This window comes from Pseudomonas sp. 01L34, assembly GCF_056400265.1.
On record NZ_JBFTSX010000004.1, the window covers coordinates 454,725 to 469,388 of the forward strand.

The 14,664-nt window shown below is 59.7% G+C and carries 12 protein-coding genes; 4 read left to right on the forward strand and 8 right to left on the reverse strand.

Features of this window, described 5'->3' with window-relative positions; genetic code table 11:
* Positions 1–171: 171 nt before the first annotated feature.
* The 4 genes from nirB to cobA are packed head-to-tail and all read left to right on the forward strand — an operon-like array spanning position 172 to position 6,431.
* Complete coding sequence (gene nirB, locus AC1DQM_RS14055) at positions 172–2,625, forward strand: nitrite reductase large subunit NirB (RefSeq protein WP_477746376.1); 2,454 nt, start codon at positions 172–174, stop codon at positions 2,623–2,625.
* Entirely contained in the window at positions 2,622–2,939 is a 318-nt protein-coding gene (gene nirD, locus AC1DQM_RS14060) for a nitrite reductase small subunit NirD (RefSeq protein ID WP_007902067.1), read from the forward strand. The genes nirB and nirD overlap by 4 nt, the downstream gene beginning before the upstream one ends.
* Complete coding sequence (locus tag AC1DQM_RS14065; RefSeq protein WP_477746377.1) at positions 2,939–5,656, forward strand: nitrate reductase; 2,718 nt, start codon at positions 2,939–2,941, stop codon at positions 5,654–5,656. The genes nirD and AC1DQM_RS14065 overlap by 1 nt, the downstream gene beginning before the upstream one ends.
* 10 nt (positions 5,657–5,666) lie before the next feature.
* Entirely contained in the window at positions 5,667–6,431 is a 765-nt protein-coding gene (gene cobA, locus AC1DQM_RS14070) for a uroporphyrinogen-III C-methyltransferase (protein WP_064619181.1), read from the forward strand.
* A gap of 84 nt (positions 6,432–6,515) precedes the next feature.
* Here cobA and AC1DQM_RS14075 read toward each other — a convergent pair whose 3' ends face one another.
* The 8 genes from AC1DQM_RS14075 to ppsA form a co-directional block, all read right to left on the reverse strand.
* Entirely contained in the window at positions 6,516–7,547 is a 1,032-nt protein-coding gene (locus AC1DQM_RS14075; protein WP_018925262.1) for an OmpA family protein, read from the reverse strand.
* Between the two features lie 107 nt (positions 7,548–7,654).
* Positions 7,655–8,245 carry an RNA polymerase sigma factor SigX gene (gene sigX, locus AC1DQM_RS14080; protein ID WP_017337463.1) on the reverse strand — a complete coding sequence of 197 codons (591 nt, stop codon included), beginning with the start codon at positions 8,243–8,245 and terminating at the stop codon, positions 7,655–7,657.
* 86 nt (positions 8,246–8,331) lie between these two features.
* Complete coding sequence (locus AC1DQM_RS14085; protein ID WP_007940637.1) at positions 8,332–9,156, reverse strand: mechanosensitive ion channel family protein; 825 nt, start codon at positions 9,154–9,156, stop codon at positions 8,332–8,334.
* 2 nt (positions 9,157–9,158) lie between these two features.
* Entirely contained in the window at positions 9,159–9,407 is a 249-nt protein-coding gene (locus AC1DQM_RS14090) for a hypothetical protein (protein ID WP_007940635.1), read from the reverse strand.
* A gap of 63 nt (positions 9,408–9,470) precedes the next feature.
* Complete coding sequence (locus AC1DQM_RS14095; RefSeq protein WP_477746378.1) at positions 9,471–10,466, reverse strand: zinc transporter ZntB; 996 nt, start codon at positions 10,464–10,466, stop codon at positions 9,471–9,473.
* A gap of 37 nt (positions 10,467–10,503) precedes the next feature.
* Positions 10,504–10,995 carry a ribonuclease E activity regulator RraA gene (gene rraA, locus AC1DQM_RS14100; protein ID WP_019579751.1) on the reverse strand — a complete coding sequence of 164 codons (492 nt, stop codon included), beginning with the start codon at positions 10,993–10,995 and terminating at the stop codon, positions 10,504–10,506.
* A 192-nt stretch (positions 10,996–11,187) separates the two neighbouring features.
* Positions 11,188–12,177, reverse strand: coding sequence for an alpha/beta fold hydrolase (locus AC1DQM_RS14105; RefSeq protein WP_477746379.1), 990 nt, complete (start codon positions 12,175–12,177; stop codon positions 11,188–11,190).
* A 95-nt stretch (positions 12,178–12,272) separates the two neighbouring features.
* Positions 12,273–14,648, reverse strand: a complete 2,376-nt coding sequence (gene ppsA / locus AC1DQM_RS14110; protein ID WP_138866055.1) for a phosphoenolpyruvate synthase — start codon at positions 14,646–14,648, stop codon at positions 12,273–12,275.
* Positions 14,649–14,664: the final 16 nt, after the last annotated feature.

A 14,664-nucleotide genomic window follows, 5' to 3' on the forward strand; every position in this document is an offset into this window, starting at 1 on the left:
CATAAAGCCCGGCCTTCAACGTAGAAGGCTGCGCTGCCCGAGAGAACGGGACAAGGACAAAGGCGTCCTCGCTAGTTAGCTAGCGGGACGCCTTTTTTTGTTTGCGCAAAATTTTGTCGAGCAAGGCCTGAATGCCCTGATGAGGCAGGCCCGAGCTCCCCGGAGAACCTGATGAAAAAACTAAAACTGGTGATGATCGGCAACGGCATGGCCGGGGTTCGTACCCTGGAAGAACTGCTCAAGCTGAGTAATGAGCTGTACGACATCACGGTCTTCGGCGCCGAACCGCATACCAACTACAACCGCATCCTGCTGTCCCCCGTACTGGCCGGCGAACAGACGTTCGAAGAGATCGTGCTCAACGATCTGGACTGGTACCTGGAAAACAACATCAAGCTGCTGCTCAACCGCAAAGTGGTGGAGATCGACCGGGTCAAACGCCGGGTCATCGCCGAAGACGGTACCGAGGCTGAATACGACCGCCTGCTGATTGCCACCGGCTCGACCCCGTTCATCCTGCCAATCCCCGGCAATACCTTGCAGGGCGTGATCGGCTACCGCGACATTGCCGACACCCAAGTGATGATCGACACCGCCAAGACCCACAAGCACGCCGTGGTCATCGGTGGCGGCCTGCTGGGCCTTGAAGCCGCCAACGGCCTGATGCTGCGGGGCATGCACGTCACCGTGGTGCACATCGGCGAATGGCTGCTGGAGCGCCAACTGGACAAAACCAGCGGCCAACTCCTGCAAACCGCCCTGGAAGCCCGTGGCCTGCATTTCCGCCTGTGCGAACAGACCCAGGCCCTGCACGACGCCGGCAATGGCCGGGTCGGCTCAGTGCAGTTCAAGAACGGCGACATCATCCCCACCGATCTGGTGGTGATGGCCGCCGGCATTCGCCCCAACACCGAACTGGCGGAAAAAGCCGGCATCCCTTGCAGCCGCGGGATTCTGGTCAACGACACAATGCAAACCTACGACCCTCGGGTGTACGCCATCGGTGAATGCGCCAGCCACCGCGGCACCGCCTACGGCCTGGTCGCACCGCTGTTCGAACAAGCCAAGGTGTGCGCCAACCACCTCGCCCAACTGGGCTTCGCCACTTACAAGGGCTCGGTGACGTCGACCAAATTGAAAGTCACCGGCATCGACCTGTTCTCCGCCGGCGACTTCATGGGCGGCGAAGGCACCGAGACCATCACCCTCTCCGACCCGATCGGCGGGGTCTACAAGAAACTGGTGATCAAGGATGACGTGCTGGTCGGCGCCTGTCTGTACGGCGATACGGCAGACGGTGGCTGGTATTTCCGGCAGATCCGTGAGAACCATGCCATCGGCGAGATCCGCGATCACCTGATGTTTGGCGAAAATGCTTTAGGCGATGTAGGACATCAAGGCCAGGACAAAGCCATGAGCATGGCCGACACCGCCGAAGTCTGCGGCTGTAACGGCGTGTGCAAAGGCACCATCGTCAAAGCCATTCAGGAACACGGGCTGTTCAGCGTCGACGACGTGAAGAAACACACCAAGGCCGCCAGCTCCTGCGGCTCTTGTGCCGGCCTCGTCGAACAGATCCTGATCAACACCGTGGGCGGTGCGGCAGACGTCAAACCGAAAAGCGAAAAAGCCATCTGCGGGTGCAGCGACCTCAACCACGGGCAAATCCGCCAGGCCATCCGAGACCAGCATCTGCTGACCATCGCCGGCACCATGAGCTACCTGAACTGGCGCACCCCGAACGGCTGCGCCACCTGCCGCCCGGCGCTCAACTACTACCTGATTTCCACCTGGCCAGGCGAAGCCAAGGACGATCCGCAATCGCGACTGATCAACGAACGGGCCCACGCCAACATTCAGAAAGACGGCACTTACTCTGTCGTCCCGCGGATGTGGGGCGGTGTGACCAATCCATCAGAACTGCGGCGCATCGCCGACGTGGCCGACAAGTACAGCGTGCCGATGGTCAAGGTCACCGGCGGCCAACGCATCGACTTGCTGGGGATCAAAAAGCAAGACCTGCCGGGCGTCTGGAAAGACCTCGACATGCCGTCCGGACACGCCTACGGCAAATCCATCCGCACGGTGAAAACCTGTGTCGGCAGTGAGTTCTGCCGCTTCGGCACCCAGAATTCCACGCAACTGGGCATCGAGCTCGAACATGACCTGTTCAACATGTGGTCGCCGCACAAAGTGAAACTGGCTGTCTCCGGTTGCCCACGTAACTGCTCGGAAGCGGGGATCAAGGACGTCGGAATTATCGGCGTGGATTCCGGCTGGGAGATGTACATCGGTGGCAACGGCGGGATCAAGACCGAAGTCGCGGAGTTCTTCGTCAAGCTGAAAACCGCCGAAGAAGTGCGCGAATACAACGGCGCTTTCCTGCAGCTGTACCGCGAAGAAGCCTTCTACCTCGAGCGCACCGTGCATTACCTGCAACGGGTCGGCATGGAACACATCAAGAAAGCCGTGCTGGAAGACCCGGTTCGACGCAAGGCATTGAACGAACGCCTGCAATTCTCCCTGTCGTTCGAACAGGATCCGTGGAAGGAACGCCTCGAGCAACCACTGCTGAAAAAAGAATTCGAGGTCATTCCCGTGAAGAACCTGGAGGTGTCGGCATGAACTGGCTGGATATCTGCGCACTGGAAGAGATCAACACCCTTGGCTCGCGGATCATCGCCGGCCCGAAAGGTGACATTGCGATTTTTCGTACGAGCGACGATGAGGTTTTCGCCCTCGACGACCGCTGCCCACACAAGGGCGGACCACTGTCCCAAGGCTTGATCTACGGCAAACGGGTCGCCTGCCCGCTGCACAACTGGCAGATCGACCTGGAAACCGGCGAGGCCCAGGCTCCCGATATCGGCTGTGCCCACCATCATTCGGCACGGGTCGAAAATGGCCGGGTGCTGCTGGCTCTGCGGGAAGCAAGCTGATGGACCGCCAAATCACCGCCTCCACCTGCTGCTACTGCGGGGTCGGCTGCGGCGTGCTGATCGAGCACGACGGCGAGCGCATTCTCGGCGTCAGCGGCGATCCGGCGCACCCGGCCAACTTCGGCAAATTGTGCAGTAAAGGTTCGACCTTGCATCTGACCGGCGACCTGACGGCGCGGGCCTTGTACCCGCAACTGCGCCTGGGCAAAGGACTGGCTCGCAGCCGCACAGATTGGGACAGCGCCCTCGATCACGCCGCCAGTGTCTTCGCCAAGACCATCGCCGAACACGGCCCGGACAGCGTCGCGTTCTATATCTCCGGGCAATTGCTGACCGAGGATTACTACGCCTTCAACAAACTGGCGCGGGCGCTGGTGGGCACCAACAACATCGACAGCAATTCACGGCTGTGCATGTCTTCAGCGGTGGTCGGCTACAAGCGCAGCCTCGGCGCCGATGCTCCGCCCTGCAACTACGAAGACCTGGAACTGAGCGACTGCGTGATGATCGTCGGCAGCAACATGGCCTACGCCCACCCGATCCTGTTTCGTCGCCTGGAAGAAGCCAAATCCCATCGTCCGCAGATGAAAGTCATCGTCATCGACCCACGGCGCACTGACACCTGCGATCTGGCTGACCTGCACCTGGCGATTCTGCCCGGTACCGATGTCGCGTTGTTCCATGGGATTTTACACTTGCTGCTGTGGGAAGACTGGATCGACCGCGACTTCATCAAGGCCCACACCGAAGGCCTGGCCGAGCTGAAAAACCTGGTACGCGACTACACCCCGGCAATGGTCTCGCAACTCTGTGGCATCAGCGTCGAGCAACTGCACCAATGCGCGGAATGGGTCGGCACGTCACCGAGCTTTCTGTCGCTGTGGTGCATGGGGCTGAATCAGTCCACCGCCGGCAGCGCGAAGAACAGCGCGCTGATCAACCTGCACTTGGCTACCGGGCAAATCGGTCGGCCCGGCGCAGGACCTTTCTCGCTGACCGGTCAGCCCAATGCCATGGGCGGCCGGGAAACCGGCAGCTTGTCGAACCTGCTGCCAGGCCATCGCGAAGCGGCCAATGCCGAGCACCGCGCGCAAGTGGCCGCCTACTGGGGCGTCGATCAACTGCCCGAAAACACCGGGCTCACGGCCATCGAACTGTTCGAGCAGATGCGCAGCGGCAAGATCAAAGCCCTGTGGATTGCCTGCACCAACCCTGCCCAGTCGCTGCCGGACCAGACCACTGTGCGCGAGGCACTGCAAGCCTGCCCGTTCGTGGTGTTGCAGGAAGCCTTCCACACCACCGAAACCGCCGCATTCGCCGACCTGTTGCTGCCCGCCGCCAGTTGGGGTGAAAAGGACGGCACGGTTACCAACTCCGAGCGACGCATTTCCCACGTCCGCCGAGCCATCGGCGCCCCCGGTGAAGCACGGCCCGATTGGGCGATCACGGTGGATTTCGCACAGCGCCTGGAAAAACACCTGCGTCCTGGAGCCTCCAGCCTGTTTGCCTTTGAAACCCCGGCACAGGTCTTCGACGAATACAAACAACTGACTCGCGGCCGCGACCTCGACCTGTCCGGGATCAGTCATGAGTTGATCGACCAGCTCGGACCGCAGCAATGGCCCTTCCCCGCCGGAGCCCGCGAAGGCACCGCGCGGTTGTACCTTGACGGGGTATTCCCGACCGCCAGCGGGCGTGCGCAGTTCGTGACCGACCCCTATCGCGCCGCCAAGGAGCAACGCGATGCGCGTTTCCCGCTGACCTTGATCACCGGCCGCCTGCGCGATCAATGGCACGGCATGAGCCGCACCGGCACCGCCGCGCAGCTGTTCGGCCATGTCAGCGAAGCCGTGTTGAGCCTGCACCCGGATGAACTGCGTCGGCATCGCCTGCAACCTGGCGACCTGATCAATCTGAAAAGTCGCCGGGGCGCGGTGATCCTGCCGGTCAGCAGCGACGACAGCGTACGTCCGGGCCAGGCTTTCCTGCCGATGCATTGGGGCGACCGCTTTCTCAAGGGCGGTGTGAATACCCTCACCCTTCCCGCCTTCGATCCGTTGTCGAAGCAACCGGAACTCAAACACAGCGGTGTGCGACTCGAGCCTGTGCACTTGCCCTGGCAGCTTTTCGCCCTGATCGAAGGCGATGTTCAACAGCACCTGGAGACGCTGCGACCACTCTGCGAGGCGTTTTCCTACGCGAGCCTCAGCCTGGCCGGCCGTGAGCGTCCCGCGCTGCTGATACGCGCCGCCAGCGCCACCGCGCCAGAGCCGCAGCTGCTGCGCGATATCGATCAATGCCTGGGGCTCAACGACGGCCCGGTATTGGCTTATGACGATCCCCGGCGTTCGATCGGTAAACGGGTGCGTATCGAGAACGGCCGGATCACCGCGATTCGCCTGGCCGGTGAAACACTCGCCCAGCATTGGCTGCAAAGCCTGTGGCTCGAAGGTCGCGCCGACGAACAACTGCGCCGTTGGCTGCTGGCACCGTTGAGTGCGCCACCAGGCAACGCTGGCGCCCCTGCATCCGGCAGCAAAACCCTGTGCAACTGCATGAACGTCAGCCAGAACGCAATCTGTGCCGGAATCAGCCGTGGCCTGGACTTGCAAGGTTTGAAACAAGAATTGGCCTGCGGCACGCAATGCGGCTCCTGCGTCCCGGAAATCAAGCGTTTACTGGCCGCCACTGCGCAGCCAGTCGCCGTCACCTCGTGAGGAAAACACTATGAGCGCAAAAGTCTGGCTGGTGGGTGCGGGTCCCGGCGATCCGGAATTGCTGACCCTCAAGGCGGTTCGTGCGTTGCGCGAAGCGGACGTGGTGTTGATCGACGATCTGGTCAATCCTGCGGTACTGGAGCATTGCCCGAATGCGCGAATTATTCCCGTGGGCAAGCGCGGCGGCTGTCGATCCACGCCTCAAGCCTTCATTCATCGCCTGATGCTGCGTTATACCCGCCACGGCAAATGCGTGGTGCGGCTCAAGGGTGGCGATCCGTGCATCTTCGGACGCGGCGGTGAAGAGGCGCAGTGGTTACGTGAACGAGGGGTCGAGGTTGAATTGGTCAATGGCATCACCGCTGGCCTTGCCGGCGCGACCCAATGTGATATTCCACTGACGCTGCGGGGTGTCGCCCGTGGCGTGACACTGGTCACGGCGCACACTCAGGATGACAGTAGCCTGAACTGGCAGGCCCTGGCTCAAGGCGGAACCACGTTGGTGATCTACATGGGCGTGGCGAAACTCAGTGAAATCCGCGAACAATTGCTGGCCGGCGGAATGGCAGCCGATACACCCGTGGCGATGATCGAAAACGCTTCGCTGCCGCACCAACGGGAATGTCGGAGCGACCTGACAGCGATGGAAGAGGATGCCCTCAGCTTTCAGTTGAAGAGCCCGGCGATCCTGGTGATCGGTGCCGTGGCAGCCTGCGCAACTTCATCGATGTGGGAGCGCGACTTGCCCGCGATGGTGGCCGATCAATCAGCCTGAACCCTACCTATTACTCCCTCTTCACCAAATCGCAGACAAAGAAAAGCCCGGCCTAAGCCGGGCTTTTCTTGAGCTGCGAGCTAATTACTTAGCTTGAGCTTCAACCTTCGCTTCTACGCGACGGTTTACAGCGCGACCAGCTTCAGTGGCGTTGTCAGCAACTGGGCGGGATTCGCCGTAGCCAACAGACTGAACGCGGGACGGCGAAACACCGTACTGGTTGGTCAGAACTTGCTTAACGGCGTTTGCACGACGCTCGGACAGTTTCTGGTTGTAAGCGTCAGGACCGACGGAGTCAGTGTGACCTTCAACAACAGTAGTGGTGGATGGGTACTGCTTCATGAAGTCAGCCAGGTTTTTGATGTCGCCGTAGCTGTTAGGCTTGACTACCGACTTGTTGAAGTCGAATTTCACGTCCAGCTCAACACGAACAACTTCAGCAACTGCTGGGCAGCCATCAGCGTCAACAGTTACGTTGGCTGGGGTGTCTGGGCACTTGTCAACGTTGTCGCAAACGCCATCGTTGTCGCTGTCGGAGCAAACTTCAGCCGGTGCTGGAACTGGAGCAGCAGCAGGCTTGGAGCCGCCACCGAAGTTCACACCGATACCGACGCTAGGAGCCCACTCGGTGTCGCCCTGGTCGATGTTGTACTGAGCTTCAACGCCAGCACGGGCGTAGAAGTTTTCAGTGAAGTACAGCTTGGCACCGCCGCCAACGTTGGCGAAAGTGGAGCGGTTACGACCCGAACCGTTCTGGCCAATGCTCTGGTCCGAGAAACCGGCAGAAACGTATGGACGGATCATGTCGCCTGGGTTGTTGAAGTGGTACAGAGCGTCCAGAGCGGTATCAGCGCCCTTTACGTTGCGACCATCATCTGCACGTACGTTGTGTACTTCGTCGTAGGCCAGACGCAGTTCTACGTCGTCGGTCAGGAAGTAACCAACCGAGCCGCCGAACAGGTTGCCGTTGTTCTTGAAGTTACGATCGCTGTCGTACTGTTCTTTCTTGGCGAAGCCTTCGATTTCAACTGCGCCTTGGCCTTGTGCCAGCGCGCCGAACGAAGTAGCGGCAATAAGAGAACCAATGGCCAAGCCCAAGGTGTTTTTCAGTTTCATCCGTTAAATCCCCATCTGGTGATTGTGAAGCAGTCCCGCAAACCGGGGGACAACTCGGCGGCAAGTCTATCAGAACTTGCCTACACGTAAGAGATATTTGCGCCAAACTAAGTTTCGGCAATGCCTGCAAATTTCTCACGCAATTTGTCTAGAGCGCGTTTGTACCGCATTTTTGTTGCACTCAAACCCATGTGCATGATGTCTGCGATCTCCTGAAACTCCAGCTCTGCGACAAAACGTAGCACCAGAATTTCACGGTCAATCGGGTTCACATACACCAGCCAGCGATCAAGTCCGCCTTTCTCCTCGGGTTTCGGCGCCTTTTCTTCAGACGCTTCCTCGAGGGGGTCCAGACTCAAAGCGTCCATCAAGCGACGCTTACGCCGTTCCTTCCGATACTGCGTGATGCACTCGTTGTACGTGATGCTGTAGAGCCACGTCTTGAACTTCGATTTCCCCTCGAAGTTCTTCAGGCCGTACAGCACCTTCAACATCACTTCCTGACAGACATCGTCTGCATCACGATCGTTCCCCAGGTACCGTGCACAAACGTTAAATAATGTTCGCTGGTAACGCCGCATCAGTTCTTCATAGGCGCGCGTTACGTGAAACAGCTCGGTATGCGAGCGCGCGACCAACTCCTCATCAGAGAGCTCGCGGGGGTCGTAGCGCGTGGAGAGCGATTGAGCTTTATTCAAAACAAGTCGGGCCGACAGTCAGGTCAATGTCCGCCGCAACCCCTCAGGGCATTTTGCGGCGGCATACATTAGCAGGATTTGCCGGGTTAGCGGCTACTCACATGCTGCTCCAGGAGAATCCGATTCGAGAGAGAGACTAGCTCACCCTCGTCGGTCAGCACCGTGGTTTTCACCGTGCCGATCTCTTCGATCTGCCCTTCGACCTCGCCAACACGCACTTGTTGCCCAACCTGATACAACTCTCGCACATAGATTCCCGCAAGAATCTGACCGGCAATTTCCCGGCTTCCCAACCCCATGGCCAGCGCAACCGCCAGACCAACGGTAATCAAGACGATCACAATCACGTGGTTGAGCAGGTCTGTCTTGACCTCCAACTGGCTGATCGCAACCGAAATACTGATGATGATCACCAGGCCCTGGGCAATCCGCCCCAGGCCCGCGGCGTAATCCAGCCCTACACCTTCTGCCGCGCCACGCACCAGCCCATTGGCCAGTTGCGCCAGCAAGACACCCACCAGCAGCACCAGCGCCGCGCCGAATACTTTCGGAACATACAGCGCCAGCATGTCCAGCGTAGCCGAAACTCGTTCAAGTCCAAGGGATTCTGCGGCAGAAACGAGAAAAATCAACAGGACGAACCAGTAAACAATTTTGCCGATCAGCGTCGAAATAGGCACCTGGAGGCCGGCGCGGGACAGCAATTTGGTCAGTCCGGTGCCACCCATCAGGCGATCAAGGCCCAATTTGGCGAGCAATTTTGAGAGCAGCGTGTCCAGCAGCTTGGCCACGACAAAACCCAGCAGCAGCACAACCAGTGCGCCAAACAGGTTCGGAATGAAGTTCGCAACTTTGGTCCACAACGCAGTCATTGCAGTGACGAGGCTCTGAGTCCAGAGATCAAGTTCCATATTCAATCAGCCTTATCAGCAGTGCGGGCGGTAGGTTTACGCAGACGAGAAACCGGCGCTACATGCGCCGATCCGTTATTCAGGGCGATCATCAGCGCGGGCAGCCAACGGCCCAGCAGGCTGAACAGATCGCCGGCACCGACCTGGCGGTTGGCGGTTTTCAGTACACGCCCCAGACAGGCATCGTCGTCACGGCTGGACGGCGATGCTTTGAGCATGTCACGCAAAGACTGTTCAAACGGATCGTGCATACGCACCTCTCGTGATGTCTGTCAAAGACGCGGTTAAATTTGGTCGGGTCACATGGCTCATCGTCAGACCCAGCGCAAACGTCGGAATAACCACCACTGCCCCAGCGCCACCAAGATCATCAACAGGCAGGCGATCAGGAAGCCGTAGGGATTGGCAGAGAACGGAATACCGCCGACGTTGATGCCCAAAAGACCGGTCAGAAAACTCATCGGCAAAAAGATTCCGGTGATGATCCCGAAGCGATACATCGTGCGGTTCATGCGCACGCTCAAACGCCGGTCTTCAGCCTCCAGGACCAGCCCCACACGCTCCCGGGTCAACTCCAGCTCCTCGAGATACCGGGTCAGGCTGTTGTTCAATTCGTTCCAGTAATCGCCATCGTCTTCGCAGAACCACGGCAGTTTTATCCGCGTCAGCTGACCGAAAATATCCCGCTGCGGCGCCAGAAAACGCTTCAGCCCAGCGGCCCTGCGGCGGATCTGCAAAACAGCCCCATGCTCAGGTGTATACCGTTCGTCGGCATCCAGCTTTTCTTCTTCCTCATCGACAACTTCCGAGAGGTCGCCGACCAGATCCTGCACTTTATGGGTAAGGTATTGCGCCATATACAGGATCAGCTCGGAAGCGCTTCTCGGCCCTTTGCCGTCGGCCAGCTGCACCAACAATTCTTCGGTGGCACGCAACGGTCGCAGACGCAGGGAAATCACCCGTTGGGCCGAACCGAAGATCCGCACCGAGACCATGTCTTCCGGCTCCGCGCCCGGGTTCAGGTTGACCCCACGCAAAAACAGCAGCAGTTCAGAGTCCGGCAGCGGCAAAAGACGCGGTCGGGTGTTCTCTTCCAGCAACAAATCGCAACTAAATTCACTCAGCCCGCTGGATTTTCGCAGCCAGGTCTGGGTTTGCGGGTGGCTGCGATCCCAGTGCAGCCACAGGCTTTCGTGGGCCTGCAACTGCAAGTCATCGAGTTCAGTCCGGGCTATCGAACGCGCACCGCCTTTACCGTCCAGCACCAGGGCATGCACCAGCCCCCACTGCGCGTTTTCTTCCTCGAACATCCTCACCCCTATTCTTGAAACAAAAAGCCAGCAGCGCTTATTCAGGCATTTTCAGCGGGCTTGGCGAGACGATCACCCCGTTGTTGTCCGCATAAACGTAGTGGCCCGGGTGAAAGGTCACGCCCGCGAAGGTCACGGCAACGTTGAGATCGCCAACACCGCGCCTGTCGGTTTTCATCGGGTGACTGGCCAGGGCCTGAACCCCCAGATCAGTTTGCGCGATGACGTCGACGTCGCGGATGCAACCGTAGATCACCAGCCCTTCCCAACCGTTGTTCGCGGCTTTCTCGGCCAGCATGTCGCCCAACAGCGCGCGGCGCAGGGAACCGCCACCGTCGACCACCAGCACCTTGCCGTTGCCCTTGAGCTCGACTTGCTCCTTGACCCGCGAGTTGTCTTCGAAACATTTGATGGTCACGATTTCGCCGCCGAAAGAATCACGGCCGCCGAAATTGCTGAACATCGGTTCCAGCACCTGCACCAGCTCCGGATAGGCGTCGCACAGGTCAGGCGTGAGGTAATGGTTCATCGAGAAACTCCTGTAACAAGGAAGACAATCGAGTATGCAGCATACTCGGGCCAAGGCTGGACGGTTGCAAATTGCTCCGTTCGCACGAACACAGCGACCGCATCAATCACTCAAAGTGACCAGAACCACTCAATGCGTCACATATTAGCCGCAAGCCGACCAGAGAGAAATGCCCTTGTTAGAGCATCAGGCTCAAATCGCTGTGGCCAAATCCGGCTTTTCACCCAGTAAAGGCGTCTGTTGATCCGCCAGCCAGCGAGCCACCAACGGCCAGACTTCAGCCTGCGCAGCCTTGCTGACCAGCATTTCCACGTGACCGAAATTATCGCCAAAGCCTTGCTCGCGGCCAAGAGTGATGAACTGCTTGTGCTCGGAGCCGACTTGATCGAACAGCTTATGGCAGGCCCAGGTCGGGTCCTGATGATCGCCCGCGGCACTCACGGCCAGCACCGGCAATTGCACCTCGGCCAAACCCGCCCACCAGTCTTTGTCGGCATCGCCGAAGCGGCCGAACAGCCCGTACCAACGCATGCTTTCCAGGGCCAGGCCTATCGGCTCGTCCTCCGGGCCGCGCTTGAGCCGAGAGCCCGACAGTTGGGCAAAACGCTTGAGAATGAAGCGCCCGCTCCACTCCACCGGTGGAAACTTCAACGGCCAGTAAGTACGGCTGACTTGCGTGCCGAAAAACGCCGCGGAAGCCACGGCGGGCTCGCCCAGGTACTGGCCGCCCAACGCCGCGGCGAGGGTAATGCCGCCCAGCGAATGGCCGATCCAGTGCGGGATCTGGCCGCTTTGCTCGCGCACGAACGCGCCAATGGCCGGCAAATCGTAACGCGCATAGTCGGCGACGCTGTTCTTGCGATAGTTCTGGTTGCGCTGAGACAGGCCGTGACCGCGCATTTCCGGAATCCACACATCGAATCCCAGACGCGTCAGGTAAGCGCCCAGGCCCAAACCTTTGGGAGAAAACCAGAACCGCCGATTGGAAAAACTGCCATGCAGCAGAATCACCGGCACGCCACGCACCGCCGGCTCATCGGCCAGGCCCAGGCGTGTCACAGCCAGCTCAACGGTGCCGTCGGGGCTGTTGCCGGGTTTCAAACGATAGACGTCTTCGCTCAGATCGCCGCGCCGCTCGGCGCTGATCAGGGCGACAGGAAATAGGTTGCTGCTACTTTGCATATGCTCTTGCACAAAAAAGGGCGGCATCCAGAGGAGCCCGCCCTACTTGAATCTCTGAAAGGGCCGATCACAGATCGGCCCTTTCACTCACACCATCAGGCCGAAGCCTGACCTTCAGCCAGGAAGAACCAGGTTTCCAGTACGGAATCGGGGTTCAGCGAAACGCTTTCGATGCCCTGCTCCATCAGCCACTTGGCCAGGTCCGGGTGGTCCGAAGGGCCCTGACCGCAGATGCCGATGTACTTGCCGGCCTTGTTGCACGCGGCAATGGCGTTGCCCAGCAGTTTCTTGACCGCAGGATTTCGCTCGTCGAACAGGTGCGCGATGATCCCGGAGTCACGGTCCAGGCCCAGGGTGAGCTGGGTCAGGTCGTTGGAGCCGATGGAGAAACCGTCGAAGAACTCGAGGAACTCTTCAGCCAGGATCGCGTTGGACGGCAGCTCGCACATCATGATCACGCGCAGACCGTTGTCGCCACGGGCCAGACCGTTTTCAGCCAGCAGATCGACCACCTGGCTCGCTTCGCCCAGGGTACGGACGAACGGCACCATGATTTCAACGTTGGTCAGGCCCATCTCGTTACGCACGCGCTTGAGGGCGCGGCATTCGAGCTCGAAGCAGTCACGGAACGATTCGCTGATGTAACGCGAAGCGCCACGGAAACCCAGCATCGGGTTTTCTTCTTCCGGCTCGTAGAGTTTGCCGCCGATCAGGTTCGCGTATTCGTTGGACTTGAAGTCCGACAGACGCACGATGACCTTTTTCGGCCAGAACGCTGCCGCCAGGGTGCTGATACCTTCGACCAGTTTGTCGACATAGAAGCCAACCGGGTCGTTGTAACCAGCAATGCGCTTGTCGACGCTGTCCTTGATTTCCTGCGGCAGGCCACCGTAGTTCAACAGCGCCTTGGGGTGCACGCCGATCATGCGGTTGATGATGAATTCCAGACGGGCCAGGCCCACACCGGCGTTCGGCAGTTGCGCGAAGTCGAAGGCGCGGTCCGGGTTGCCGACGTTCATCATGATCTTGAACGGCAGCTCCGGCATGGCATCCACGGAGTTTTTCTTGATGTCGAAGCCCAGTTCGCCTTCGAAGATGTAACCGGTGTCGCCTTCAGCGCAGGAAACGGTCACGCCCTGGCCGTCTTTCAACAGCTGGGTGGCGTTGCCGCAACCGACCACGGCCGGGATGCCCAGCTCGCGAGCGATGATCGCCGCGTGGCAGGTGCGGCCGCCACGGTTGGTGACGATGGCGCTGGCGCGCTTCATGACCGGTTCCCAGTCCGGGTCGGTCATGTCGGAAACCAGCACGTCGCCCGGCTGGACTTTGTCCATCTCGGACACGTCCTTGATGATCCGCACCTTGCCGGCGCCAATGCGCTGGCCGATGGCACGACCTTCCACCAGCACGGTGCCGGTTTCTTTCAACAGGTAACGTTCCATGACGTTGGCCTGGGTACGGCTCTTCACGGTTTCCGGACGGGCCTGCACGATGTAGAGCTTGCCGTCGTCGCCGTCTTTGGCCCATTCGATGTCCATCGGGCACTTGTAGTGCTTCTCGATGATCATCGCCTGCTTGGCCAGCTCGCTGACTTCGGCGTCGGTCAGGCAGAAACGCGCACGATCGGCCTTGTCCACGTCGATGGTCTTGACCGATTTACCGGCCTTGGCTTCGTCACCGTAGATCATCTTGATGGCTTTACTGCCCAGGTTGCGACGCAGGATGGCCGGACGACCGGCTTCCAGCGTGCCTTTGTGGACGTAGAACTCATCCGGGTTCACCGCGCCTTGTACGACGGTTTCACCCAGGCCGTACGCGCCGGTGATGAACACCACGTCACGGAAGCCCGACTCGGTATCGAGGGTGAACATCACCCCGGCGGTGCCGGTTTCGGAGCGGACCATGCGCTGCACGCCAGCCGACAGGGCCACCAGCTTGTGGTCGAAGCCCTGGTGGACGCGGTAGGAAATGGCGCGATCGTTGAACAGTGAAGCGAACACCTCTTTGGCGGCGCGAATGACGTTTTCGACACCACGGATGTTCAGGAAGGTTTCCTGCTGACCGGCGAAGGAAGCGTCCGGCAGGTCTTCGGCGGTAGCGGAAGAGCGCACGGCCACAGCCATGTCAGGGTTGCCGGCCGACAGCGTGGCGAACGCGGTGCGGATCTCGGCGTTGAGCTTCTCGGGGAACTCGGCTTCCATGATCCATTGACGGATCTGGGCGCCGGTCTTGGCCAAGGCGTTTACATCATCGACGTCCAGGGCGTCGAGGGCGGCATGGATCTGATCGTTCAGGCCGCTCAGTTCCAGAAAATCACGATAAGCCTGAGCTGTCGTGGCAAAGCCACCTGGCACCGATACACCGGCGCCTGCAAGGTTACTGATCATCTCGCCCAGGGATGCGTTCTTGCCCCCCACATGCTCTACATCATGGACGCCGAGCTTATCGAGGGAAACTACGTACTCTACCAAGGTGATCTCTCCACTA

Excerpts from the sequence above, each read along its gene's own strand:
- AC1DQM_RS14085 (WP_007940637.1), bottom strand. The coding sequence starts at position 9,156 with ATGGAACTTGATCTCTGGACTCAGAGCCTCGTCACTGCAATGACTGCG.
- rraA (WP_019579751.1), bottom strand. The coding sequence starts at position 10,995 with ATGAACCATTACCTCACGCCTGACCTGTGCGACGCCTATCCGGAGCTG.
- cobA (WP_064619181.1), top strand. The coding sequence starts at position 5,667 with ATGAGCGCAAAAGTCTGGCTGGTGGGTGCGGGTCCCGGCGATCCGGAA.
- nirB (WP_477746376.1), top strand. The coding sequence starts at position 172 with ATGAAAAAACTAAAACTGGTGATGATCGGCAACGGCATGGCCGGGGTT.
- AC1DQM_RS14075 (WP_018925262.1), bottom strand. The coding sequence starts at position 7,547 with ATGAAACTGAAAAACACCTTGGGCTTGGCCATTGGTTCTCTTATTGCC.
- AC1DQM_RS14095 (WP_477746378.1), bottom strand. The coding sequence starts at position 10,466 with ATGTTCGAGGAAGAAAACGCGCAGTGGGGGCTGGTGCATGCCCTGGTG.
- nirD (WP_007902067.1), top strand. The coding sequence starts at position 2,622 with ATGAACTGGCTGGATATCTGCGCACTGGAAGAGATCAACACCCTTGGC.
- AC1DQM_RS14105 (WP_477746379.1), bottom strand. The coding sequence starts at position 12,177 with ATGCAAAGTAGCAGCAACCTATTTCCTGTCGCCCTGATCAGCGCCGAG.
- AC1DQM_RS14065 (WP_477746377.1), top strand. The coding sequence starts at position 2,939 with ATGGACCGCCAAATCACCGCCTCCACCTGCTGCTACTGCGGGGTCGGC.
- AC1DQM_RS14090 (WP_007940635.1), bottom strand. The coding sequence starts at position 9,407 with ATGCACGATCCGTTTGAACAGTCTTTGCGTGACATGCTCAAAGCATCG.